Raw genomic sequence first — 21,653 nt, forward strand, 5'->3', positions numbered from 1 at the left:
GAGGGGCCGTTCTTCTCCTGTCACTCGAACCAGAACAGGAGAAGACAATGAACCGTTTTGCCCTAGCCGGCCTCGCAGGCCTTCTGGCTGCGACGGGGTTCGGATTTTCATCCGCTCAGGCTTCCGACCGTTTTGTCGGCACCGGCTACGTTATCCTCGTCGACGATGATGACGATGATGATGATCGCCGTCGCTTCAGCCACCGGTACTACGGCGATGATGACGATGACCGGCCGCGATATCGCCAACACTACCGTTTCGGCGATGATGATGACGACGATGACGACTGAGGTCTTGGCCCGGCATTAAAGTCGGGCACCGTTTTGCACAGCCATCTTATCATCCGCGATTTCCGGGGCTCGGCTCAAACCCAGCCCCGGATTTTGTTGTTGGAGGGACCGCTCTACTTCCAGCCGCGGATATCGACGAAATGCCCTGCAACCGCGGCGGCTGCCGCCATGGCAGGGGAGACGAGGTGTGTACGGCTCTTGTAGCCCTGCCGGCCCTCGAAATTCCGGTTCGAGGTCGAAGCGCAGCGTTCGTAAGGGTTCAGGCGGTCGTCGTTCATCGCGAGGCACATGGAGCAGCCCGGTTCGCGCCATTCGAAGCCGGCGTCTTTGAAGATGACGTCGAGACCTTCGGCTTCCGCCATTTCCTTGACGATGCCGGAACCCGGCACGATCATGGCGTTGACGGTGGAGGCGACCTTCTTGCCCTCTACCATCTTGGCCGCGGCGCGAAGATCCTCGATACGGCCGTTGGTGCAGGAGCCGATGAAGACGCGGTCGATCGCGATGTCCGTCATCTTCGTGCCCGGCTTCAGGCCCATGTAATCCAGCGCGCGCCATTTTGAGGTGCGCTTGTTCTCGTCCTGGATCTCGTCGGGGTTCGGCACGATGCCTTCGATCGTCGTCACGTCTTCCGGGGAAGAGCCCCAGGTGACGATCGGCGGCAGGTTGGCGGCATCTAGCACCACGACCTTGTCGTAATGGGCGCCTTCATCCGAATGCAGCGTCTTCCAGTAGTCGACAGCCATATCCCAGGCGGTGCCCTTCGGTGCGCGCGGCTTGTCCTTGATGTAGTCGAAGGTCGTCTCGTCCGGCGCGATCAGACCGGCGCGGGCGCCGCCCTCGATGGTCATGTTGCACACGGTCATGCGGCCTTCCATCGACAGCGAGCGGATTGCCTCGCCGGCGAATTCGATGACGTGTCCGGTGCCGCCGGCGGTGCCGATCTCGCCGATGATAGCAAGGATGACATCCTTGGCGCCGACGCCTTCCGGCAACTTGCCGTCAACGCGCACCAGCATGTTCTTCGCCTTCTTCTGCACCAGCGTCTGGGTGGCGAGCACGTGCTCCACCTCGGACGTGCCGATGCCGTGCGCCAGCGAACCGAACGCGCCGTGGGTCGACGTGTGGCTGTCGCCGCAGACGATCGTCATGCCGGGGAGGGTGAAGCCCTGCTCGGGGCCGACAATGTGAACGATGCCCTGGCGAACGTCCTTTTCGGAGTAATATTCGACGCCGAAATCAAGCGCGTTCTGTGCCAGTGCCTCGACCTGGATGCGGCTCTCCTCGTTCTTGATGCCGAGATGACGGTCGGACGAGGTGGGAACGTTGTGGTCGACGACCGCCAACGTCCTTTCAGGCGCGCGGACCTTGCGGCCGGCCATACGCAGGCCTTCGAATGCCTGCGGGCTCGTCACTTCATGAACAAGGTGACGATCGATGTAGAGAAGACAGGTGCCGTTATCATCCTGGGAGACGATGTGTTCGTCCCAGATTTTATCGTACAGGGTGCGGGGTGCGCTCATGGCTGCCATCCGTTGAAGAACAGTTTTTAAGAGATAGGTCGGGATATCGGCAAGTGCGTGTTGCCGCGGCACGGGCCGTCTGGCGGCCGTCAGCTAAGTCGGCTGTTGAGCGCGCCGGATACGCGCGCGAAAAAGCGTGCCGGCAGACGCTTGTGGTCCTGCAGCACGAAGAACTTGTTCGCAAGGCATCCGAATTTCGATCCCATGCGGCTCTATTAGCAGTTTTTTGAATGGGCGGCAATTGCCTGCAAAGATGGCTCATGTCAAAAGCGGCGCACCAAGAATGCTCTATTTTTGCATCGCTATTTCCTATGGCAAGGCTGACGATGCGACGAGGAGGTGCCATGGCGTTGCCAGCCCAGCTTCCAGTGAACGAAGCTGAACGTATGTTGTCCGTTCGGTCGCTGATCGTACCCGACGGTTATTCCACGCCCGAGCTGACATCGCTTGTGCAGCTGGCCAAGGACGTGTTCGGCAGCCCGGTCGCCGCCGTCAATATCGTCGACGAGGACTGGCAACGTGTGACCTGCCAAGTTGGCACCATCCAGATCAACGCCTGCTCGCGCGATGTTTCGATCTGTTCGCGTGTCGTTTTCGCCAACGAAGTCGTCGTCATCCCCGATCTGACCCGTCATCCCGATCTGCGCGATATGGCCTATGTGACCGGCGAGCCGCATTTTCGCAGCTATGCCGGTGCTCCCGTTTCGATCGATCCCGAGCTGCCTGTCGGTTCGTTCTGCCTGATCGATACGAGGCCGCGTGATTTTACGGATGGCGAGATCCGCAATCTGAAACAGTTCGCCGATGTCGCGAGCGGCCTTCTGCGGTTGCAGAAGGCGAAGTTCGTGATGGAGTTCGCCGAGGAGAAGCTCAGGCTCGCGGCAATGACAGATCCGTTGACCGGTTTCTACAATCGGTCGGCGCTGGTGTCGTTGATCGACGTGATGCTGACCAATGCTATCTCGTCCCAGCAGGGGTTCGGAGTGCTCTATCTCGACATGGATGGTTTCAAGGCGATCAACGATCGCTACGGCCACCATACGGGCGATGACGTTTTGACCATCGCCGCCAAGCGGATCAGCGAATGCGTCCGGGCGCAGGATGTCGTGGTGCGCATGGGAGGCGACGAGTTTGCCATTTTCGTGCCGGATCCGCCCGATGTCGGCGCCTTGTCGGGCCTGTGCGAGCGGCTGCTCGCAGAATTCCGCCGCAGCTTCATGGTCGGTGACAAGATCCTCAACGCGAAACTGAGTATCGGGGTGGCGCTTGCCCCGGATGCCGGTTCCGATCGTCTGAGCCTGCTCAGGGCGGTAGACGAGGCGCTTTACGAGGCCAAGGGCGCAGGGCGAGACCGGTTCTTCGTGGCGCAGCGCTGACGAAAAGGCGGTCGCCGGTTTCCGGGCCGGACGCATAATGCGCCCTGCGTCCTCTTGTCGCATGCTGCAGCGCACCTAGTTTCCTCCTGACGGTTCAGCCGCGGCTGCCATTCCGGGAGGAATTTTTGTGGTTTCTGAAAACAATCTCATATCGAAGATCACCTGGCGGCTGATGCCGTTTCTCGGCATCCTTTACCTGATCGCCTATATCGACCGGCAGAATGTCAGTTACGCCAAGCTGCAGATGGTCGATGCGCTCGGGATGAGCGAGTATGCCTACGGGCTTGGCGCGTCGCTGTTCTTCGTCGGCTATTTCATCTTCGAAGTGCCCGCCAACCTGTTCCTCACCCGTTTCGGGGCAAGGGTATGGTTCGCCCGCATTCTCGTATCCTGGGGGCTTGTGACGATCGCTCTGGCCTTCACCCAGAACATGACGATGTTCTATATCCTGCGCTTTCTGCTCGGTGTCTGCGAGGCCGGCTTCTTCCCCGGCGTTCTCTATCTGCTGACACTGTGGTTCCCGAAGGATTATCGCGGCCGGATGGTCGGCCTGTTCATGATCTTCAGCGCCCTTGCCAACGCGGTCGGCGCACCACTCGGGGGCATGCTGCTCGATCTCGACGGCTTTCTAGGTCTTGCCGGCTGGGAGTGGGTGTTCCTCGCCACCGGTGTTCCGGCCGTTGTCGCCGGTGTCGTGACCTTCTTCTATCTCGACGATACGCCGGAGAAGGCAAAATTTCTCAGTGACGACGAGAAGCGCTGGCTGAAGGAGCGGCTGGCGCGCGAAAATGCCGGAATGGACGAGGATGCGGATCATGGCTTCAAGGCGCTGATCAATCCGCGGGTTCTCCTGATGGCGCTCTGCTATGTCGGCTTCCCTCTTGCCGCCTATGGTCTCAGCTACTGGCTGCCGACCATCGTCAAGGGATTTGGCGTGTCGAATACGGTGAATGGCTTCATCAACATCATTCCATGGCTGATCGTTGCCGTCGCGCTCTGGGTCGTTCCGGCGGCTGCCGACAAGACGGAGAACAAGACGCCCTATATCGTTGGCCCGGCCTTCGTGGGTGCGGCAGCGCTGGCGCTGTCAGTGCTCGTCGGATCGCCTTATCTGCAGTTCGCCTTCCTGTGCATCGCGGCCGCGGGCATCTTTGCCGGCCAACCGGTGTTCTGGAGCCTGCCCGGACGTTTCCTCAAGGGCGCGGGTGCGGCAGCGGGTATCGCCGCGATCAATTCCGTCGGCAATCTCGGCGGTTTCGTCGCCCAGAACGTCGTGCCGTGGATCAATGATGCGACCGGCAGCAACATCGCGCCGATGTTCTTCCTCGCTGCGTGCCTTGCCGCTGCGGGTGTGCTGGTCATCCTCGTCGGGCAGATGCTGGGTCGGTCTTCAGGCGATGCTGCGCCGCCGACAGCGGGTGCCGGGCGCCCTCATTGAGGCGATCGGATCAACCCCCGAAACAAAAAAGGCGGGCCGAAGCCCGCCTTTTCTCATGCTATAGTGGCAAATCTTATTCTGCAGACGCTTCCGCAGCCTTTGCAGCTTCTTCAGCGGCCTTGGCTTCAGCGGCTTCCTGTGCTGCCTTTTCGGCGGCCAGTGCCTGGGCTGCTGCAACCTTTTCAGCTTCGATGCGTGCCTTTTCCTCGGCAACTGCGGCGCGCTCGGCGTCGTTCAGCTTGCGGGCGCGGGTGCCGGTGTTCTCGACGATACGAGCCGACTTGCCGCGACGATCGCGCAGGTAGTACAGCTTGGCGCGACGGACCTTACCGCGGCGAACGATTTCGACGCCTTCGACGAGCGGCGAGTAGATCGGGAATACGCGCTCGACGCCTTCGCCGTAGGAGATCTTGCGTACGGTGAAGCTCTCGTTGATGCCGCCGCCCGAACGGGCAATGCAGACGCCTTCGTAAGCCTGTACACGGGTACGGGTGCCTTCTGTCACGCGGACGTTGACGCGGACGGTGTCGCCGGCTTCAAACGCGGGAAGCTTGCGCTTGGCTTCGATCTTGGCTGCCTGTTCGGCTTCCAGCTGCTGGATGATGTTCATCGGTCAAACCTTTTCAGTTCTTCTGAAACAGCCAGAGCGCCAACGTCCTTGGTCACCTCATCCGAGGGCCTTGCGACGTGCCTTGCGGCAGGCGGTTACGCCATTCTTTGTTGCTGGTCGACGGGAATTTTCCCATTTCCGGGGCGGCGAATACACTAAAGGAGCGCGCTTGTCACCCCGGAGATTGCGCTTTTATGCTGCGCCAGCCCCAGAAACGCTGGATTTTTCAGCTGTCGGGCGACAGCAGGTCCGGCCGGCGCTTGCGCGTCAACCGGAGCGCCTGTTCCAGCCGCCATTTCTCGATTGCCGCATGGTTGCCCGAGGTCAGCACGGGCGGGATTTCCCGTCCCTCGAAAACCTGAGGGCGAGTGTAGTGCGGATGTTCCAGCAGGCCGTGTTCGAAGCTCTCATTGGTGCCGGAATGGGAATTGCCCATGACGCCTGGCAGAAGACGAATGATACTGTCGAGAACGGTAAGCGCGGCAGGCTCGCCGCCGGATAGGATGTAGTCGCCGATCGAGACTTCCTCCAGCTGCCGGCCATCGATAACGCGCTGGTCGACGCCTTCGAAGCGGCCGCAGACGATGACCACGCCTTCGCCATCGGCAAGTTCACGCACGCGCTTCTGGGAGAGCGGCTTTCCGCGCGGGCTCATCAGCAGGCGAGGGCGTGTATCGGCCGCAACGGAATCGATCGCCTTTGCCAGGATATCGGGCTTCAACACCATGCCGGCGCCGCCGCCGGCGGGGGTGTCGTCGACCGTGCGGTGCCGGTCCTCGGCAAAGTCACGGATCTGTACGGTATCCAGCGACCAGTCGCTGCGTTCCATCGCCTTGCCGGAGAGCGAGAAGCCGAGATGGCCGGGAAACATTTCCGGATAAAGCGTCAGGATGGTGGCGCGAAAGGTCATTTATTCGCTCTTCGGTGCCTTGGGAGGCTTGGGGCCCTTGGCGCCTCTGGCCGGCGCGGACGGATCCTTGTCGTTCGGGTCTTCGATCAGGCCCGCCGCGTCGGGATCGATGAGGATCCTGCCGGCATCGAGGTCGATTTCCAGCACGGCCGCTTCGGAGAACGGGATAAGCGCAGGGCGACGGCCGGGGCCTTTCAGCTCCAGAAGGTCGCCGGCACCGAAATCGAAGACGGCGCTGACCGTGCCATAGCTCTTGCCGGTGGCATCAACGGCTTCGAGGCCCTCGAGATCGGCATAGTAGAACTCGTCATCATCCAGCTCGTCATCCGGCAGGTTGTCGCGCTCCATGAACAGTTCCAGCCCGTTCAGAGCCTCGGCGGCATTGCGGTCGTTGATGCCGCGAAAGCGGACGATGACGACGGTCTTTGCCTCGCGGATTTCCAGGATCTCGAAGACCCGGCCGTCCGCGGCGTAAAGGTTGCCGTATTCGCCGAGCGCTTCCGGGTCTGCGGTGAAGGATTTGACCCGCACCTCGCCCCGAAGGCCTTGGGCGGCGCCGATGGTTGCCATCAGGATAGGGTTTTCAAGCTTCTTCATGCGGGCGGCGTTCCGTTGGTCTCGCGCTCATTTAAGCGCAAGGGACATAAATGCAAACAGCAAAACGGGCGGCGCGTGACCGCACCGCCCGTTCGATGGGCCGAAACCCATGCAAGCCTTATTCTGCGGAAGCGGCGGCTTCGGCTGCAGCTGCCTTGGCGTCTTCGATCTTCTGAGCCTTTTCAGCAGCGCGCTCGGTAGCCTTCTTGCCCGGCTTTGCCTTTTCCGGGTTGTTCTTGGCGTCGCGGGTTGCGATGCCTGCTTCGGCGAGGAAGCGCAGAACGCGGTCGGTCGGCTGTGCGCCGTTCTCAACCCAATGCTTGATGCGGTCTTCGTTCAGGGTAACGCGGTTTGCGTCTTCCTTGCCGAGCATCGGGTTCCACGAGCCGAGCTTCTCGATGAAGCGGCCGTCACGCGGCGAACGGGCGTCGGCAACGACGACGTGGTAGTAAGGACGCTTCTTGGAACCGCCGCGAGCGAGACGAATTTTCAGGGACATGGGTATTACTCCTTAGGTTGGTGCGAGCCGCACTCCGGCGGGCCGTGTCTTTTGGTCTGTTATGCTGTTTCCTTGCCGCCATGTTCGGCGGCGATGGCTTCATGATGCCGGATGACTTCCTTGATGACGAAGTTCAGGAACTTCTCGGCGAAATCCGGATCCAGATTGGCATCCTTCGCCAGCTGGCGAAGGCGTTCGATCTGGTATTCCTCGCGCGCCGGGTCCGCCGGCGGCAATTCGTACTGGGCTTTCAGGACGCCCACTTCCTTGGTGCAGCGAAAACGCTCGGCGAGCATGTGCACCAGCGCCGCATCGATATTGTCGATCGATTGACGGTAGCCGAGGAGCCTTGCCTTGATGTTCTGATCAACCATGGTTGTCCTCTCCTTACTTCTTCTTGCCCGGCAGGCCGGGGAAACCGCCGAGGCCGGGGAGCTTCGCGCCACCAAGACCCGGAAGGCCGCCCATGCCGCCTCCGAGTCCGCCACCGAGGCCCGGCATGCCGCCAGGCTTGAGACCGGCGGCCTCCGCCTGTTTCTGCAGGGCTTCGAGCTGCTTGGGATCGAGCTTGGACAGATCGGGCATGCCGCTCATTCCACCGCCGAGGCCGCCCATGCCCATCTTGGAGGCAAGGCCACCCATCATCTGCTTCATCATGCCGCCCTTGCCCTTGCCGCCCATCATTTTCATCATGTCGGCCATCTGGCGGTGCATTTTCAGAAGCTTGTTGATTTCCGCAGCATCCGTGCCGGAGCCGGCCGCGATGCGCTTCTTGCGGGAATGCTTGAGAATGTCCGGGTTGGCGCGCTCTGCCTTGGTCATCGAGGAGATGATGGCGAGCTGGCGGTCGAACATCTTGTCGCTCATGCCGGATGCGGCGAGCTTGTCCTTCATGCCGGCCATGCCCGGCATCATGCCCATGATGCCGCCCATACCGCCGAGCGATTTCATCTGCTTCAGCTGTTCGGACAGGTCGTTCAGGTCGAATTTGCCCTTGGCCATCTTGGCGGCCATCGCCGCGGCCTTTTCGGCGTCGATGTTTTCCGCAGCCTTTTCGACCAGCGAAACGATGTCGCCCATGCCGAGAATACGGTCGGCGATACGGCGGGGATGGAATTCCTCCATCTCCGTCATCTTCTCACCAACGCCGATCAGCTTGATAGGCTTGCCGGTGACTGCGCGCATCGAAAGGGCTGCGCCGCCACGGCCGTCGCCGTCCATGCGGGTCAGCACGAGGCCGGTAATGCCGACGCGCTCGTCGAAATTGCGAGCGAGATTGACGGCGTCCTGACCTGTCAGGCTGTCGGCAACGAGCAGGATTTCATGCGGCGTCGATTTCCGCTTGATCTCCGCCATTTCCTGCATCAGCGGTTCGTCGATATGCGTGCGGCCGGCGGTGTCGAGGATGACGACGTCATGGCCGCCGAGCTTGGCTGCCTGGACGGCGCGGGCGGCGATATCGGTCGGCGACTGGCCGGCGATGACCGGCAGCGTGTCGACGCCGGTCTGGACGCCGAGCTGGCGCAACTGTTCCTGGGCGGCGGGGCGACGCGTATCGAGCGACGCCATCAATACCTTCTTGCGATCGCGGTCGGTCAGGCGCTTGGCGATCTTGCCGGTCGTGGTCGTCTTGCCCGAGCCCTGCAGACCGACCATCATGATGACGACTGGTGCTGCCGCATTCAGGTCGATGCCGACGCCTTCGGAGCCGAGCATCTCGACCAGCTCGTCGTGGACGATCTTGACGACCATCTGACCGGGCTTGATGGATTTCAGCACTTCTGCGCCGACGGCTTTTTCGCGCACCTTGTCGGTGAAGGCGCGGACCACTTCAAGCGCGACGTCGGCTTCCAGAAGCGCACGGCGAACCTCGCGCAGAGCGGCGGAAACATCCGCTTCGCTCAATGCGCCACGGCCGGTCAGTCCATTCAGAATGGAGCCAAGACGGTCCTGCAGGTTCTCAAACATCGCCACTTCCTTCTCGCGTTTCCGAATCCGTATCCGGAAACGTCGGGTCTTATGCCGGCAAAAACAAGGTGCCCGAATGCAGGCAAAGCCAAAAAGCACCCGAGGGCGCAACGCGCTGTCGGATGTTGACCTCCGGGATCGATTTATACCTCTAAGGGTCCCGGTCGGTGGCTCCAAGTCTTGTAACTTGTCAGCAGATCAGCGGGCTTAAACAGGAAATGGGGTGGAGAGTCAAGGTAGGGCGGGTATCCGTAACATTTGCGTGGTAATTGTCTGTCCGCTTGAAGCCCGCCATGCGGCTTCTTATACAAGACTCATGAAGCGACGCACATTCTTCAAATGGACCGGCCTTGCTGCCATCGCGGCGATTGCCGGTGGCGCAACGGCAAGGGCGGCCATGGCCGGCAACAAGTATTATTCCGGCCCTGTCTCCGACCATTTCGATGGTGCGGCGTTTTTCAATCCGGGCGGCGAGGAGCCGCGGGGCGGACTGGACCTCCTGCGCTGGAAATTCGGCAACGGCAATATTCCCTGGCCTGAAACTTTTGTCAGTCCGTTTCCGCAGGCAATGCCGGAAACGCGCATCCGCGGCGAGCGGATTGTCGTCACCATGATCGGTCATGCGTCCATGCTGATTCAGGTCGCGGGCCTCAATATCCTGACCGACCCCGTCTGGTCGGAGCGAACCAGCCCCTTTTCCTTTGCCGGCCCGAAGCGGATCAATCCGCCCGGCGTTCGCATCGGAGATCTGCCGCCGATCGACATCGTTCTGGTCACCCATAATCATTATGATCATCTCGATCTCGAGACGCTTTGGGTGCTGCAGGGGCGCGACAAGCCGCATTTCATCACCCCGCTCGGCAACGATACGATCATCCGTGCCAAGGTGCCGGATGCAAGGATCACGGTGATGGATTGGGGCGGCAGCGAGGCGGTCGGTCCGGGCGTGACCTTCCATTGCGAACCCTGTCATCACTGGTCGGCACGGGGATTGGGCGACCGGCGCATGGCCCTCTGGGCCGCTTTCGTCTTCGAGACGCCGGCCGGCAAGATCTACCATATCGGCGACACGGGCTTTCACGAGGGCAAGAACTATCGCGCCGCGGGTGAAAAGCACGGACCGTTCCGGCTCGCCAACCTGCCCTTCGGCGCCTACGAGCCGCGCTGGTTCATGAAATCGCAGCACCAGAACCCTGAAGAGGCTGTGGAAGGCATGCAGCTTTGCGGCGCCTCGTTTGTTGCCGGGCACCATTGGGGTACGGTCAAGCTGACGGATGAGGGTATCGAGCAGCCGGTCGAGGCGCTGCATGCGGCGCTCGATGCGCGCGGTCTTTCTCGTGCGCGCTTTCGTCCCATGCGGCCCGGAGAAGTTTTCGAGGTGCCGGGCTCAACTCCTGCTTGACGTGGCGCCGTCCGATTTGCTTCATGGGAAAAACATGAGTGTGTGGGGAAACAAATGCAGATCGAAATGGAACGTCCGACCGAGGCGACCCGAATTCAGCGCCTGAAAGCGTTGACGACCGGTACGCATGACACGCTCGACAAGCGCATCATGCGGGCGGAGCCCTTTGCCAGCCGCGAGCGTTACGCGCTGTTTCTCGATGTGCAGCATCATTTTCACGCCGATGTCGCGCCGCTCTTTGTCGATGCGGAACTCAATCGCCGTCTGCCGGGACTGGCGGAACGCAATCGCTACGATGCACTGAGGCAGGATATCGTCGATCTCGGTGGTGTCGCCGAGGACCTGATCTCCACCGCCGGTGCACTGACGCCGGCTGCGGCCCTCGGCTGGGTCTATGTTGCCGAAGGGTCCAACCTGGGGGCGGCCTTCCTGCGCAAGGAAGCGGCTAAGATCGGTCTTTCCGACGATTTTGGTGCGCGCCATCTTGCCGGTCACCCGGATGGGCGCGGTCTGCACTGGCGCAACTTCGTATCCGCCTATAACGACCTACCGCTGACCGAGGCTGAAGAACTGGAGGCTGCGGAAGGCGCCAAGGCTGCATTCCGCCGCGTTCACTCGCTGGTCGACCAGTTTTTCGGTTAAGGCAATTCCGGCGTGATCAGCGGCGCGTTGCCACCCAGATCACATGCTTTGCGCCACGCTTGCCGTTCGCGCGGGTGTTGACCATTTCGGCATCATAGCCGTTGTCCTTCAGGCGCTTGGTAAAGCCGTAGTCCGGCCCTGATGACCAGACGGAAAGAATGCCGCCGGGGCGCAGCGCCGCATGGGCAGCGCGCAGGCCACGGCTGTTGTAGAGCGCGCCGTTGGTTTCCTGCGTCAGTCCGTCCGGGCCGTTGTCGACATCCAGAAGGATGGCGTCGAACTGAGCCTTGGACTGGCGGATGAGGTCGCCGACATCGCCGTCGTAGATCTTCGTCCGCGGGTCGTCGAGGCAGCCGTTGAAGACTTCGGCCATCGGGCCGCGTGCCCACCGTACGACTGCGGGAACGAGTTCGGCGACGGTTACGGTTGCGTCTGGCGGCGTGACGGCAAGCGCTGCACGCAGGGTGAAGCCCATGCCAAGGCCTCCGATGAGGATGGACGGCTTCGACCGGTCCTTGATCTTCTCCCATGAGAGCGTCGCCAACGCTGCCTCGGAGCCGCTCAGGCGGCTGTTCATCAACTCATTCGAGCCGAGCATGATGGAGAATTCCTGGCCGCGCTGCTTGAGCCGCAGCTCAATGCTTTCGCCGGGTATTCTCGCGCTATCCAGTTGAACCCAAGGGAGCATGATCAAAGCCTCTTTTGCTGCTCCCCTACCACGCGACGGCTGGATGCGCCAATCATTCATCCACCAGGCCGCCACTGGTAATTTACAGCACTTTCGGCCATATACGGCTCGATGGACGGGCATTGTCGGTTTGAAGAGCCCGAGAACGGATCAGCATCATGGCAGGACAGGTCGATTTCGCGCGCATGAACGGGCTTGGCAACAAGATCCTCGTCGTCGACATGCGTGGCCGCACCGACAAGGTGACGCCCGAGGCTGCGATCGCGCTCGCAGCCGACCCGGCCACCGAGTTCGACCAGATCATGGCGATCCATGATCCCAAGGCTGAAGGCACCGATGCCTGGATCGACATTCTCAACTGCGATGGCACCAAGGCACAGGCTTGCGGCAACGGCACGCGCTGCGTGGTGCAGGCGCTCAGCTCGGAAACCGGCCGCAAGACGTTTATCTTCCAGACCGTTGCCGGCATCCTGAACGCGCAGGAACATGAGGACGGCACGATTTCGGTGGATATGGGAAAGCCGGTCTTCCAATGGGATAAGATTCCGCTGTCGGAAGAGTTCTTCGATACCGGTCGCATCGAGTTGCAGATCGGGCCGATCGACGCCCCCATCGTGCATTCGCCGTCGGCCATGTCGATGGGCAATCCGCATGCGATCTTCTGGGTCGACAAGGACCCTATGGAATTCGATCTGCAACGCTTCGGGCCGCTTCTGGAAAGTCATCCGATGTTTCCGGAAAAGGCCAATATCACGCTGGCGCAGGTCACATCGGAGAGCAGTCTTCGCACCCGCACCTGGGAACGTGGCGCGGGACTGACGCTCGCCTGCGGTTCGGCTGCCTGTGCTGCGGGCGTGTCTGCTGCGCGCACCGGGCGGACCGGTCGAACGGTGACGATCGACGTCGCCTCAGCGCCGAGCCGCCAGCCGCTTTCCATCGAGTGGCGTGCCGACGATCACGTCGTCATGACGGGGCCTGCCGAATGGGAGTGGTCGGGCAAGGTCGATCCGGTGACCGGACTGTTCGAGCGCGAGGCAGAACCCGAGGTGAAGGCAAATTGAGCGGCGTCGACGTCATAACCTTCGGCTGTCGGCTCAATACCTATGAATCGGAAGTGATGCGGGCCGAGGCTGAAAAGGCGGGGCTCAACAACGCCGTTCTGGTCAATACCTGCGCGGTCACCGGTGAGGCGGTGCGTCAGGCACGCCAAGCCATCCGTCGGGCGCGGCGGGAAAACCCGCATGCGCGGATCATCGTCACAGGCTGCGCGGCACAGACGGAAAAGCAGACTTTTGCCGACATGCCGGAAGTCGATGCCGTACTCGGCAACGAGGAGAAGCTGAAAAGCACATCCTATCTCGGCCTGCCGGATTTCGGCGTCGCAGCCGAAGAGAAGTTGCGCGTCAACGACATCATGAGCGTCAAGGCCACCGCGCCGCAGATGGTCAGGCATATCGACGGGCATGTGCGGGCCTTCATCCAGGTGCAGAACGGCTGCGACCATCGCTGCACCTTCTGCATCATTCCCTATGGCCGCGGCAATTCCCGCTCGGTGCCGATGGGGGCGGTGGTGGAACAGGCGCGTAGGCTTGTGGAAGGCGGTTACCGCGAAATCGTGTTGACGGGCGTCGATGCGACGAGCTACGGCGCCGACCTTCCCGGCAACCCGACGCTCGGCTATCTCGCCAAGACGCTTTTGAAACAGGTGCCGGAGATCCTGCGGCTGCGGCTGTCGTCGATCGACAGTATCGAGGCCGACACGCATCTGTGGGATCTGATCGCTGACGAACCGCGCTTCATGCCGCACCTGCATCTTTCCCTGCAGCATGGCGACGACATGATCCTGAAGCGGATGAAAAGGCGGCATTCGCGTGCCGAGGCCTTGGCTTTCGTCGATCAGGCGCGGCGTTTGCGTCCCGACATCGCCTTCGGGGCGGATATGATCGCCGGTTTTCCGACCGAAACGGAGGCGATGTTCGAAGGGGCGGCGACGCTTGCCGAAGAAGCGGGCATCTCCTTCCTGCATGTTTTTCCCTACAGCCCGCGTCCCGGAACGCCGGCGGCGCGCATGCCGCAGGTCGACCGCGCCCTGGTGAAAGAGCGTGCCGCGCGGCTTCGTGCCCGCGGCGAGGCGCTGCATCAGGCCCATCTCGACCGCATGGTCGGGACCGAGCAGGTGATCGTCGTTGAAAACAACGGTATGGCGCATACGGAAAACTTTTCGCTGGTTGCAGCGCCGGGGCTGGTTCCCCGTGACATTCAGCGCGTTATGATAACAGGACATGGTGTCAAACATCTCGACATGCGGGTTCTGGCTGCCCACGAGCAGGCGGCCTGAGCGAAACGGATTTTAGGTAATGGTAAGTTTCATCAAACGCGTCTTCACCTTCGGCGACAAGCCGGCCGAACAGCCGGTGGACAGGCCTGTCGAGAGGCTCGTTGAAGACAAGGCGGCGGCCGCGGATGTCGTTGCTGTGCAGGACTTGCCGGTCACGCCGGTCGATCCGGTTTCGCCAGCCGAGATCGAGACCGCCGGTGGGCCTTCGGGCGATAGCGCGAAGGATGATGAAACAGCCGCCGTGCTGCCGGGTGTCGAGGAGACTTCGGATCTCGGTGTCGTGCCGTTGTCGCTGTTGGAAGCTGAGGCGGAGGCCGCTGATGTCGCTTCCGAGGCAGAAGGGGATATCGCGCCAAGTGAAGGCGATGTCGCTGAGCCTGTCATGCCGCTTGCTCCCGTCCTTCCCAAGGGCTTTTCCACGTCCAGGGCCGAGCCTGAAGTCGTGACCGTCGTGCCGCCTTTGAAGCTGACGTGGTTCCAGCGTCTGCGGGCCGGTCTTGCCCGCACGTCCTCGCAACTGACCGGCCAGATCTCGGCACTCTTCACCAAGCGCAAGCTCGATGACGAGACGCTGGAAGATCTCGAGGACCTATTGATCCAGGCCGATCTTGGTGTCGAGACGGCGATGCGGATCACCGGTACCCTGTCTTCCGAACGCTACGGCAAGGACGTGACCGGCGAAGACGTATCGCGCATCATGTCGGCCGAGATCACCAAGGTTCTTACGCCGGTGGCCAAGCCGCTTGCGCTCGATCTCAATCACAAGCCGCATGTCATCCTTGTCGTCGGCGTCAATGGCACGGGCAAGACGACGACGATCGGCAAGCTTGCGGCCAAACTCTCCGGTTCCGGCCTCAAGGTCATGCTTGCCGCCGGCGACACGTTTCGCGCCGCGGCGATCGAGCAGCTGAAGATCTGGGCCGACCGCACCAATTCTGAATTCATCGGCACCAAGCTCGGCGCCGATGCGGCAGGGCTTGCCTATGATGCCTATGTGCAGGCCAAGGAACGGAAATCCGACGTCCTGATCATCGATACTGCGGGTCGCCTGCAAAACAAGGCGGAGCTTATGGCCGAGCTGGAAAAGATCGTGCGCGTGCTCGGCAAGCTCGATCCCGATGCGCCGCATACAGTGCTGCAGACGCTCGATGCCACGACCGGCCAGAACGCCATGAATCAGGTCGAGATTTTCCGCAATGTGGCGGGTGTCAGCGGCCTGATCATGACCAAGCTGGACGGCACGGCGCGCGGCGGTATCCTTGTCGCTATCGCCGCCAAGCACCGGCTACCGGTCTATTTCATCGGTGTCGGTGAAGGGGTAGACGATCTGGAGCCATTCGAGGCGAAGGATTTTGCCGAGGCGATTGCCGGTCTTTCGCCCGCGCCGCATTGATGACACAGAAAAACGGTTTGGCTCCAATCCATCAGAGAGTTTAAGTTGGGTCCCATGCAGACGATCGAAAGCGATGTTACGCCGACCAAGGAAGAGAAACAGAACCCGGGCCTGAAACTGGCGCTGGAACTGGGGCCGCTTCTCGTCTTCTTCTTCGGCAACCTGCGCGGCGAATGGCTGGTCGAGAAATTCCCGGCCTTGTCCGCCATCGGTGGCCCCTTGCTGGTCGCAACTGCACTGTTCATGGTGGCGACCATCATATCGCTTGTCATCTCCAAGATCGTCTTCAAGCATCTGCCGGTCATGCCCTTCGTATCGGGCGTCGTGGTCATGGTGTTCGGCGGCCTGTCGATCTGGCTGCAGGACGACACGTTCATCAAGATGAAGCCGACCATCGTCAATTCGCTGTTCGGCGTGGTGCTGCTAGGCGGCCTCATGTTCGGCAAGTCGTTGCTCGGTTATGTCTTCAACGCCGCCTTCCAGCTCGATGACGAGGGCTGGCGCAAGCTGACGCTGCGCTGGGGCATCTTTTTCCTCTTCCTCGCCGTCATCAACGAGGTCGTCTGGCGCAATTTCTCCGCCGACTTCTGGGTCAATTTCAAGGTCTGGGGCACGATGCCGATTACCATCGCCTTCACCCTTGCCCAGATGCCGCTGATCATGCGCCACACGCTGCCAGAGGCAAAGGCCGAGGCTGATACGTGACGGCGGCAACGCCTTCCGGCGGAGTCTCCGCGACGCGCTGGCTTGTCGTCGCACTCGCTCTTTTCATCGCACAGATCGCCATTCTCTACGGGATGGGCCGTCTTCCGATCTGTGAATGCGGCTATGTGAAACTGTTCGAGCCGGGCGTGAATTCGCCCGGAAACTCGCAGCATTTGGCTGACTGGTACACGCCCTCGCATATCATCCACGGCTTCCTGTTCTACGGGCTCGCCTTCCTGCTTTTCCGTCGCGCGCCGCTGGCGGCACGGTTGTCTCTCGCGGTACTGATCGAGGCTGCGTGGGAGATTGCGGAAAACTCGCCTTTTATCATCGATCGCTATCGCACCGCGACGATGGCGCTCGGTTACTCGGGTGACAGCATCCTCAATTCGGCGATGGATACGGTGTTCATGGCACTCGGCTTCCTGTTTGCCGCGCGCATGCCGGTTTGGGTGACGGTGGTGGTCGCGATCGTCTTCGAACTGTTCACCGGCTGGCTGATCCGCGATAATCTCACGCTCAACGTCATCATGCTGATCTGGCCGGTGGAGGCGATCCGGGCCTGGCAGGGCGCTATCGGATGAACCGGTGCAAAGGCGCCTTTTTACCTCACTGCGTCGTTGAATTGTTAAGATTCTCGGCCTAGGTCTCTGTTCATTGCCGACAGGACGCATGATCGCATTCTGCGTAGGGTCAGATGGAACAGACCGATAATTTTGCCTTTCTTCTGCCGTTCATCTTCTTCGTGTTCGGCTCGATTTTCCTGATAGTGGATCGCTGGTCGCCAGGCTCTGCCAGTTACTGGGGACGTGGCTATGTGCTGTCGTCACTCGGGTTTGCCTTTCCGATCATCGCCAATGCGTTGCCCCTGCCGATCCAGGCAGCGGCATCGAACGCGTTCTTTTTCTTCGCCTTCTTCTTCTACGGGCATGCTCTGCTTGTGCGCTTCCGCCGTCCGCTGATGATCTGGCCGCGCGCCGGCTTTGCTTTCATCGCCTTTGCGATGGTCTCATGGTTCATCTTCGGCAACGAGGATCTGCGCTCGCAGCTGGCCTTGGGCGACACGTCACTGGCGATACTGCTGGCGATCTCCGTGCTTTCGGTATGGAGAGAGGCGAGGTCGCTCATCGACCGGGCTCTGGTGGCGATGGCCTCGCTCGTGGTGATCGAGACCTTGGTGCGCGTCATGGTCCTGCTTGTCTCGACGTCTTCCGGTGATTTTCGGGCGCTCGAACTGTTCCTGTCTTCCGATTACGCATTCCTGATGCAGGTCTTTGCCAGCATCGTCGGTTTCGTGATGGCGCTTGCCGTACTCGGCGCGGTGGTTGCAGATGTGCTGAACACCCACCGTCGGGCGGCCGAGCATGATCCGCTGACCGATCTGCTCAACCGGCGTGGCTTCGAACAGGCGCTGCCGGAGCCGAAGCGGGGGGATTTTCCGGCCGGTGCGATCGTTGTCGGCGATATCGATCATTTCAAGCAGGTCAACGACCGGTTCGGCCATGCGGCCGGCGATCACGTGATCATCGGCTTTGCCGATGCGCTGCGGCTGCATTTCGGCAGGTCGGTGGCGATCGCGCGCTTCGGCGGCGAGGAATTCGTGGCCTTCATTGCCGGCATGAGTCGCAACGAGGCGGCGCAGGCGGCCGAACAGGTGCGCGCGGCCTTTGCGGCAATGAACTGGTCGCGGCACGGCATCGACAGCGCGATCACCGCAAGTTTCGGTGTTTCGACCACGGCGCCCGGCGATCATTCCGTCCATGATGCGATTGCACGGGCCGATGCCTGCCTCTATGTGGCAAAGAATTCCGGACGCAACCGCGTGGTGACGGAAGGCCAGCGGTCGCCCGACGGGCCGCCGTCATTGAGGGTGGTCTCGTAAGGGCGTCAGCTGCCGAGTTCTGCGGCGGCCTTTTCGATCGCCGGCAGAAGGTCCTGGCTCAAGCTGCGTTCATCGAAGGGGCCGACCTTCTTGTAGAGGATCGTGCCGTCTGGGCCGACCAGATAGCTTTCCGGAATGCCGTAGACACCCCAGTCGATCGCCGCCTTGCCGTTCGGATCGACGCCGATCGCCGTGAAGGGGTTGCCGAGTTCACCGAGAAACCGCAACGCGTTGTCGTTGCGGTCCTTGTAGTTGATGCCGACGATGTTGAGCCGGCTATCCTTGGCCAGTTCGGACAGGATCGGATGTTCCTGACGACAGGGCACACACCATGAGGCGAAGACGTTGACCAGTGTCAGCTTGCCCTTGATGGCGTCTGTGGTGAGCGCTGCAGTGTTGGAGCCTTCGAGCGGCGGCAGCGCCAGCGATGGCGCAGTCTTGCCGATCAGCGCCGACGGAATGGCCGAAACGTCCAGCCCGTTGACGTCCTGATCATAGAGCATCTTGCCCGCGACGGCGGCGAAGCCTGCGAATACGACAAGCGGAATGAGCGCCAGCGCAAAGCGCGAGCGGTTGCGCTGCGGCTTGAGGTCGGTGTCCTGCGTGTCCGTGCTCATCATGCAGCTCCGTCTTTCGCGGCCGGGCGGGCGGAGCGGCGGCGAATACCGGAGGCTTCCAGTTCGGCCAGTTCCCTTTGGCGCGCACGGCCATCGAACCAGACCCAGGCAACCAGACAGAGACTGACGATGGCTGCAACCGCATAGGACGCGCTGATGTAGAATGTATGGGTCATGTCACTGCTCCTTGCCGGCCATGCGGGCGGCCATGCGCCGCTGGGCGGCAACGCGGCGGCGCCAGATCTCGTTGCGCATGGCGGCGATATGCAGGGTGAAGAACAGAAGCGAAAATGCAATCGCCATGATCAGAAGCGGCCAGAGGAATTCCTTGTCGATCGTCGGGCCATCCATGCGGATGACGCTTGCCGGCTGGTGCAGCGTATTCCACCAGTCGACGGAGAACTTGATGATCGGGATGTTGACGAAGCCGACAAGGATGAGCACGGCCGAAACGCGGGCCGCCTTGCCCGGATCATCCATGGCGCGGTTCAATGCAATCAGGCCGAGATACATGAGGAAGAGAACGAAGACGGAGGTCAGGCGGGCATCCCATACCCACCAGGTTCCCCACATCGGCTTGCCCCAGAGCGAGCCGGTGGCGAGGGCCACCAGCGTGAAGGCAGCACCGATCGGCGCGGCGGCCTTGTGCGATACATCGGCCAGCGGATGACGCCAGACCAGCGTGCCGATCGCCGACAGTGCCATCACCGAATAACACATCATCGACAGCCAGGCGGCCGGCACATGCACATACATGATGCGCACCGTCATGCCCTGCTGGTAGTCGCCTTCGCTGGAAAAGGTCAGGTAAAGCCCTACGGCGAAAAGCGCGGCGGTTATGCCCGCCATCCACGGCAGGATACGCGCCGCCAAGGCCAGAAACCGCGTCGGGTTGGCCAGATCGGAGAATTTGGTAATCGCGAGGCTTTCGGGCATGGGACTTTCTAACCGGGGCGTGCGTAATCGAGAATGATTCTAATCAATCCGCAGCGTTTCGCAAAGCGAGTGCTGCACCGATCGGACCGATCACGGCAAAAAACATCGTGATTGCCACCAATATCAGAAAAGGCGGCATGAAGGGGGCTGGATCTTCGACGGCCGCGTAGGAGGCGCTGACGCCGAAAATCAGCACCGGCACGGCAAGCGGCAGCACGAGGATGGAGACGAGAAGGCCGCCGCGCGGAAGGGCAACCGCGACGGCCGCACCGACGGCGCCGATGAAGGTGAGCGCCGGCGTGCCGACCAGAAGCGTCAGCATGGTTGCGCCGATCGCCACCTCGCTCATGTTCATGAACAGGCCGAGAAGCGGCGAAGCGATGACCAGCGGCAGGCCGTTGCCGAGCCAGTGTGCTAGGCATTTGACCAGTACGGTCAGCGCCAGCGGATGTTCCTGCATCAGGATCAGGTCGAGCGAACCGTCCTCGCGGTCGGTCTGGAACATGCGGTCGAGGCCGAGCAGCGCCGAAAGCAGCGCGCCGATCCAGACGATGGCCGGGCCTATGCGCGACAGAAGGTTGAGATCCGGCCCGACGCCAAAGGGAATGACCGCGACGACCGTCATGAAGAACAGCACGCCGATCAGCGCGCCACCACCGGCGCGCACCGAGAGTTTGAGGTCGCGGAGGAGGAGGGCGGTCATCGAACGGGCCTTCGGTCACGGTTGGCGTCGAGGCGGCCCGTCACCCTCACCCTCTCCTTGCAGGCTGGGCGAGGGGATGCGCCAAGCTCTACCTTCACGCGGGGCGGAAATGGCGCGGCATACTTGCTTCTCCCGGAGGAACGGGGAGAGGGTGCCGGCAGGCGGATGAGGCGCGCGTCCATGTGGCAGGCGGAGGATGTTTTCACCAAACATCCTCCATCACGCCTTCGAACCCGGTCATCCGCAATTCCTGTGCATTTTCCAGCCCGAGCGGCTGATGCGTGGCGGCCAACACGATGCCACCGGTGGCCAGATGCGTCTTGATGAGGCCGGTAAAGACGCTTTCCGCATTCACATCCAATGCTGCCGTAGGTTCGTCCAGTATCCAGACCGGGCGCCATGCGACAAGCAGCTTGGCGAAGGCCATGCGGCGCTGCTGGCCGGCGGAGAGATAGCCGAAGGGCAGGTGGGTGATGCCGCCGAGGCCGACTTCCTCGGCTGCCTCGCCGACGCTCAGGCCCCGGTGCGTGGTGTCATTCGCATGTCGATTGCTGTCGGTTGCGAAATCGCCCAGAAAATCCTTCCAGAAGGAGAGGTTTTCGGCGACGGATAATTCGGCCTTCATGGCGTTGCGGTGGCCGAGATAATGGCAGGCTTCGGCGGCGCTCATTCCGTCCTCGGCATTTTCCGAAGTCCAGGTCACACGGCCTTTCTCGGGGCGTAGCAGGCCTGCGACCGTGCGCAGCAGGGTCGATTTTCCCGAGCCGTTACGGCCGGTCAGGATCAGGCAGTCACCGGCGCCAAGGGCAAAGGAAATATCCTGGAAAAGCAGGTCCTCACCACGGCGTGCGCTCAAATTTTCGGCTTTCAGCCGCATTTCAAAGGGCCTCTATCGCGTTTTTCGCCAGCAAAAATCTTTCGCGGCCTGCTTCAAACTCTCTGGAAGGTTCTTAGAAACTATCTATATACATAGCAACCACGCCAGCGGCCGGCGTGATTTCCACTCAGCGCCGGACCTGAAGACCTTGAAAAGATCTTCTCGTGCGGACAGCGGAAATGGTCGCACCCGCATCCTATAGTGCATTTCGATGCATAGGCGTCCGCACGCGCGTGTTGGCTCTTGATATCAGCGGGGT

The 21,653-nt window shown here is 61.5% G+C and carries 24 protein-coding genes; 11 read left to right on the plus strand and 13 right to left on the minus strand.

The annotated features are described in order from the left end of the window. The first annotated feature begins 47 nt into the window (after window positions 1-47). Complete coding sequence (locus AC0JZ4_RS06995) at window positions 48-290, plus strand: hypothetical protein (RefSeq protein WP_471885674.1); 243 nt, start codon at window positions 48-50, stop codon at window positions 288-290. 113 nt (window positions 291-403) lie between these two features. On the opposite strand, the gene leuC is transcribed toward AC0JZ4_RS06995, so the two are convergent. Further along, entirely contained in the window at window positions 404-1,813 is a 1,410-nt protein-coding gene (gene leuC / locus AC0JZ4_RS07000) for a 3-isopropylmalate dehydratase large subunit (RefSeq protein WP_471885675.1), read from the minus strand. Between the two features lie 344 nt (window positions 1,814-2,157). Here leuC and AC0JZ4_RS07005 point away from each other — a divergent pair, with 344 nt between their 5' ends. Next, window positions 2,158-3,189, plus strand: coding sequence for a sensor domain-containing diguanylate cyclase (locus AC0JZ4_RS07005; RefSeq protein ID WP_471885676.1), 1,032 nt, complete (start codon window positions 2,158-2,160; stop codon window positions 3,187-3,189). A 127-nt stretch (window positions 3,190-3,316) separates the two neighbouring features. Next, the gene (locus AC0JZ4_RS07010) at window positions 3,317-4,627 is read left to right on the plus strand and encodes an MFS transporter (protein WP_471885677.1); all 1,311 of its coding nucleotides are present in this window, start codon (window positions 3,317-3,319) and stop codon (window positions 4,625-4,627) included. Window positions 4,628-4,700: 73 nt separating this feature from the next. On the opposite strand, the gene rplS is transcribed toward AC0JZ4_RS07010, so the two are convergent. The 6 genes from rplS to ffh all read right to left on the minus strand — a co-directional run bounded on the left by rplS (window position 4,701) and on the right by ffh (window position 9,211). Beyond that, complete coding sequence (gene rplS, locus AC0JZ4_RS07015; RefSeq protein ID WP_471885678.1) at window positions 4,701-5,237, minus strand: 50S ribosomal protein L19; 537 nt, start codon at window positions 5,235-5,237, stop codon at window positions 4,701-4,703. A 226-nt stretch (window positions 5,238-5,463) separates the two neighbouring features. Then, window positions 5,464-6,147 carry a tRNA (guanosine(37)-N1)-methyltransferase TrmD gene (trmD, locus tag AC0JZ4_RS07020; protein ID WP_471885679.1) on the minus strand — a complete coding sequence of 228 codons (684 nt, stop codon included), beginning with the start codon at window positions 6,145-6,147 and terminating at the stop codon, window positions 5,464-5,466. Continuing rightward, window positions 6,148-6,744, minus strand: coding sequence for a ribosome maturation factor RimM (gene rimM, locus AC0JZ4_RS07025; RefSeq protein ID WP_471885680.1), 597 nt, complete (start codon window positions 6,742-6,744; stop codon window positions 6,148-6,150). A 118-nt stretch (window positions 6,745-6,862) separates the two neighbouring features. Then, window positions 6,863-7,243, minus strand: coding sequence for a 30S ribosomal protein S16 (gene rpsP / locus AC0JZ4_RS07030; protein WP_471885681.1), 381 nt, complete (start codon window positions 7,241-7,243; stop codon window positions 6,863-6,865). Window positions 7,244-7,302: 59 nt separating this feature from the next. Next, window positions 7,303-7,617, minus strand: a complete 315-nt coding sequence (locus tag AC0JZ4_RS07035) for a chorismate mutase (protein WP_471885682.1) — start codon at window positions 7,615-7,617, stop codon at window positions 7,303-7,305. Window positions 7,618-7,630: 13 nt separating this feature from the next. Next, window positions 7,631-9,211 (minus strand): signal recognition particle protein, encoded by a 1,581-nt coding sequence (gene ffh / locus AC0JZ4_RS07040; protein ID WP_471885683.1) that lies wholly within the window; start codon window positions 9,209-9,211, stop codon window positions 7,631-7,633. Between the two features lie 316 nt (window positions 9,212-9,527). Here ffh and AC0JZ4_RS07045 point away from each other — a divergent pair, with 316 nt between their 5' ends. Then, the gene (locus tag AC0JZ4_RS07045; protein ID WP_471885684.1) at window positions 9,528-10,613 is read left to right on the plus strand and encodes an MBL fold metallo-hydrolase; all 1,086 of its coding nucleotides are present in this window, start codon (window positions 9,528-9,530) and stop codon (window positions 10,611-10,613) included. 54 nt (window positions 10,614-10,667) lie between these two features. Continuing rightward, entirely contained in the window at window positions 10,668-11,255 is a 588-nt protein-coding gene (locus AC0JZ4_RS07050; RefSeq protein ID WP_471885685.1) for a biliverdin-producing heme oxygenase, read from the plus strand. 16 nt (window positions 11,256-11,271) lie between these two features. Here the strand turns inward: AC0JZ4_RS07050 and AC0JZ4_RS07055 are convergent, their stop codons facing one another. Then, window positions 11,272-11,943, minus strand: coding sequence for a spermidine synthase (locus AC0JZ4_RS07055; RefSeq protein WP_471885686.1), 672 nt, complete (start codon window positions 11,941-11,943; stop codon window positions 11,272-11,274). Between the two features lie 158 nt (window positions 11,944-12,101). Between AC0JZ4_RS07055 and dapF the strand changes: the two genes are divergently transcribed. From dapF to AC0JZ4_RS07085, 6 genes are all read left to right on the plus strand, one after another. Further along, window positions 12,102-13,004 carry a diaminopimelate epimerase gene (dapF, locus tag AC0JZ4_RS07060; RefSeq protein ID WP_471885687.1) on the plus strand — a complete coding sequence of 301 codons (903 nt, stop codon included), beginning with the start codon at window positions 12,102-12,104 and terminating at the stop codon, window positions 13,002-13,004. Then, on the plus strand, window positions 13,001-14,281 hold the full coding sequence (gene mtaB, locus AC0JZ4_RS07065) for a tRNA (N(6)-L-threonylcarbamoyladenosine(37)-C(2))-methylthiotransferase MtaB (protein ID WP_471885688.1): 1,281 nt from the start codon (window positions 13,001-13,003) through the stop codon (window positions 14,279-14,281). Before dapF ends, mtaB begins: the two co-directional genes overlap by 4 nt. A gap of 19 nt (window positions 14,282-14,300) precedes the next feature. Continuing rightward, window positions 14,301-15,674, plus strand: a complete 1,374-nt coding sequence (gene ftsY / locus AC0JZ4_RS07070; RefSeq protein WP_471885689.1) for a signal recognition particle-docking protein FtsY — start codon at window positions 14,301-14,303, stop codon at window positions 15,672-15,674. Window positions 15,675-15,728: 54 nt separating this feature from the next. Then, the gene (locus tag AC0JZ4_RS07075) at window positions 15,729-16,379 is read left to right on the plus strand and encodes a septation protein A (protein ID WP_471885690.1); all 651 of its coding nucleotides are present in this window, start codon (window positions 15,729-15,731) and stop codon (window positions 16,377-16,379) included. Beyond that, a complete protein-coding gene (locus AC0JZ4_RS07080; protein WP_471885691.1) occupies window positions 16,376-16,963 on the plus strand; it encodes a DUF2585 domain-containing protein in 588 nt (195 codons plus the stop codon). The genes AC0JZ4_RS07075 and AC0JZ4_RS07080 overlap by 4 nt, the downstream gene beginning before the upstream one ends. A gap of 113 nt (window positions 16,964-17,076) precedes the next feature. After that, complete coding sequence (locus AC0JZ4_RS07085; protein WP_471885692.1) at window positions 17,077-18,261, plus strand: GGDEF domain-containing protein; 1,185 nt, start codon at window positions 17,077-17,079, stop codon at window positions 18,259-18,261. Between the two features lie 5 nt (window positions 18,262-18,266). On the opposite strand, the gene AC0JZ4_RS07090 is transcribed toward AC0JZ4_RS07085, so the two are convergent. The 5 genes from AC0JZ4_RS07090 to ccmA form a co-directional block, all read right to left on the minus strand. Beyond that, window positions 18,267-18,878: a DsbE family thiol:disulfide interchange protein gene (locus AC0JZ4_RS07090; protein WP_471885693.1), complete on the minus strand. Its 612-nt coding sequence runs from the start codon at window positions 18,876-18,878 to the stop codon at window positions 18,267-18,269. Continuing rightward, window positions 18,878-19,054 carry a heme exporter protein CcmD gene (ccmD, locus tag AC0JZ4_RS07095; RefSeq protein WP_471885694.1) on the minus strand — a complete coding sequence of 59 codons (177 nt, stop codon included), beginning with the start codon at window positions 19,052-19,054 and terminating at the stop codon, window positions 18,878-18,880. Before ccmD ends, AC0JZ4_RS07090 begins: the two co-directional genes overlap by 1 nt. Before the next feature lies 1 nt (window position 19,055). Beyond that, window positions 19,056-19,814: a heme ABC transporter permease gene (locus AC0JZ4_RS07100; protein ID WP_471885695.1), complete on the minus strand. Its 759-nt coding sequence runs from the start codon at window positions 19,812-19,814 to the stop codon at window positions 19,056-19,058. 43 nt (window positions 19,815-19,857) lie between these two features. Next, the gene (ccmB, locus tag AC0JZ4_RS07105) at window positions 19,858-20,517 is read right to left on the minus strand and encodes a heme exporter protein CcmB (protein WP_471885696.1); all 660 of its coding nucleotides are present in this window, start codon (window positions 20,515-20,517) and stop codon (window positions 19,858-19,860) included. Between the two features lie 202 nt (window positions 20,518-20,719). After that, the gene (gene ccmA / locus AC0JZ4_RS07110; protein ID WP_471885697.1) at window positions 20,720-21,394 is read right to left on the minus strand and encodes a heme ABC exporter ATP-binding protein CcmA; all 675 of its coding nucleotides are present in this window, start codon (window positions 21,392-21,394) and stop codon (window positions 20,720-20,722) included. Window positions 21,395-21,653 lie beyond the last annotated feature (259 nt).

The sequence above is a fragment of the [Rhizobium] kunmingense genome, from assembly GCF_977018605.1.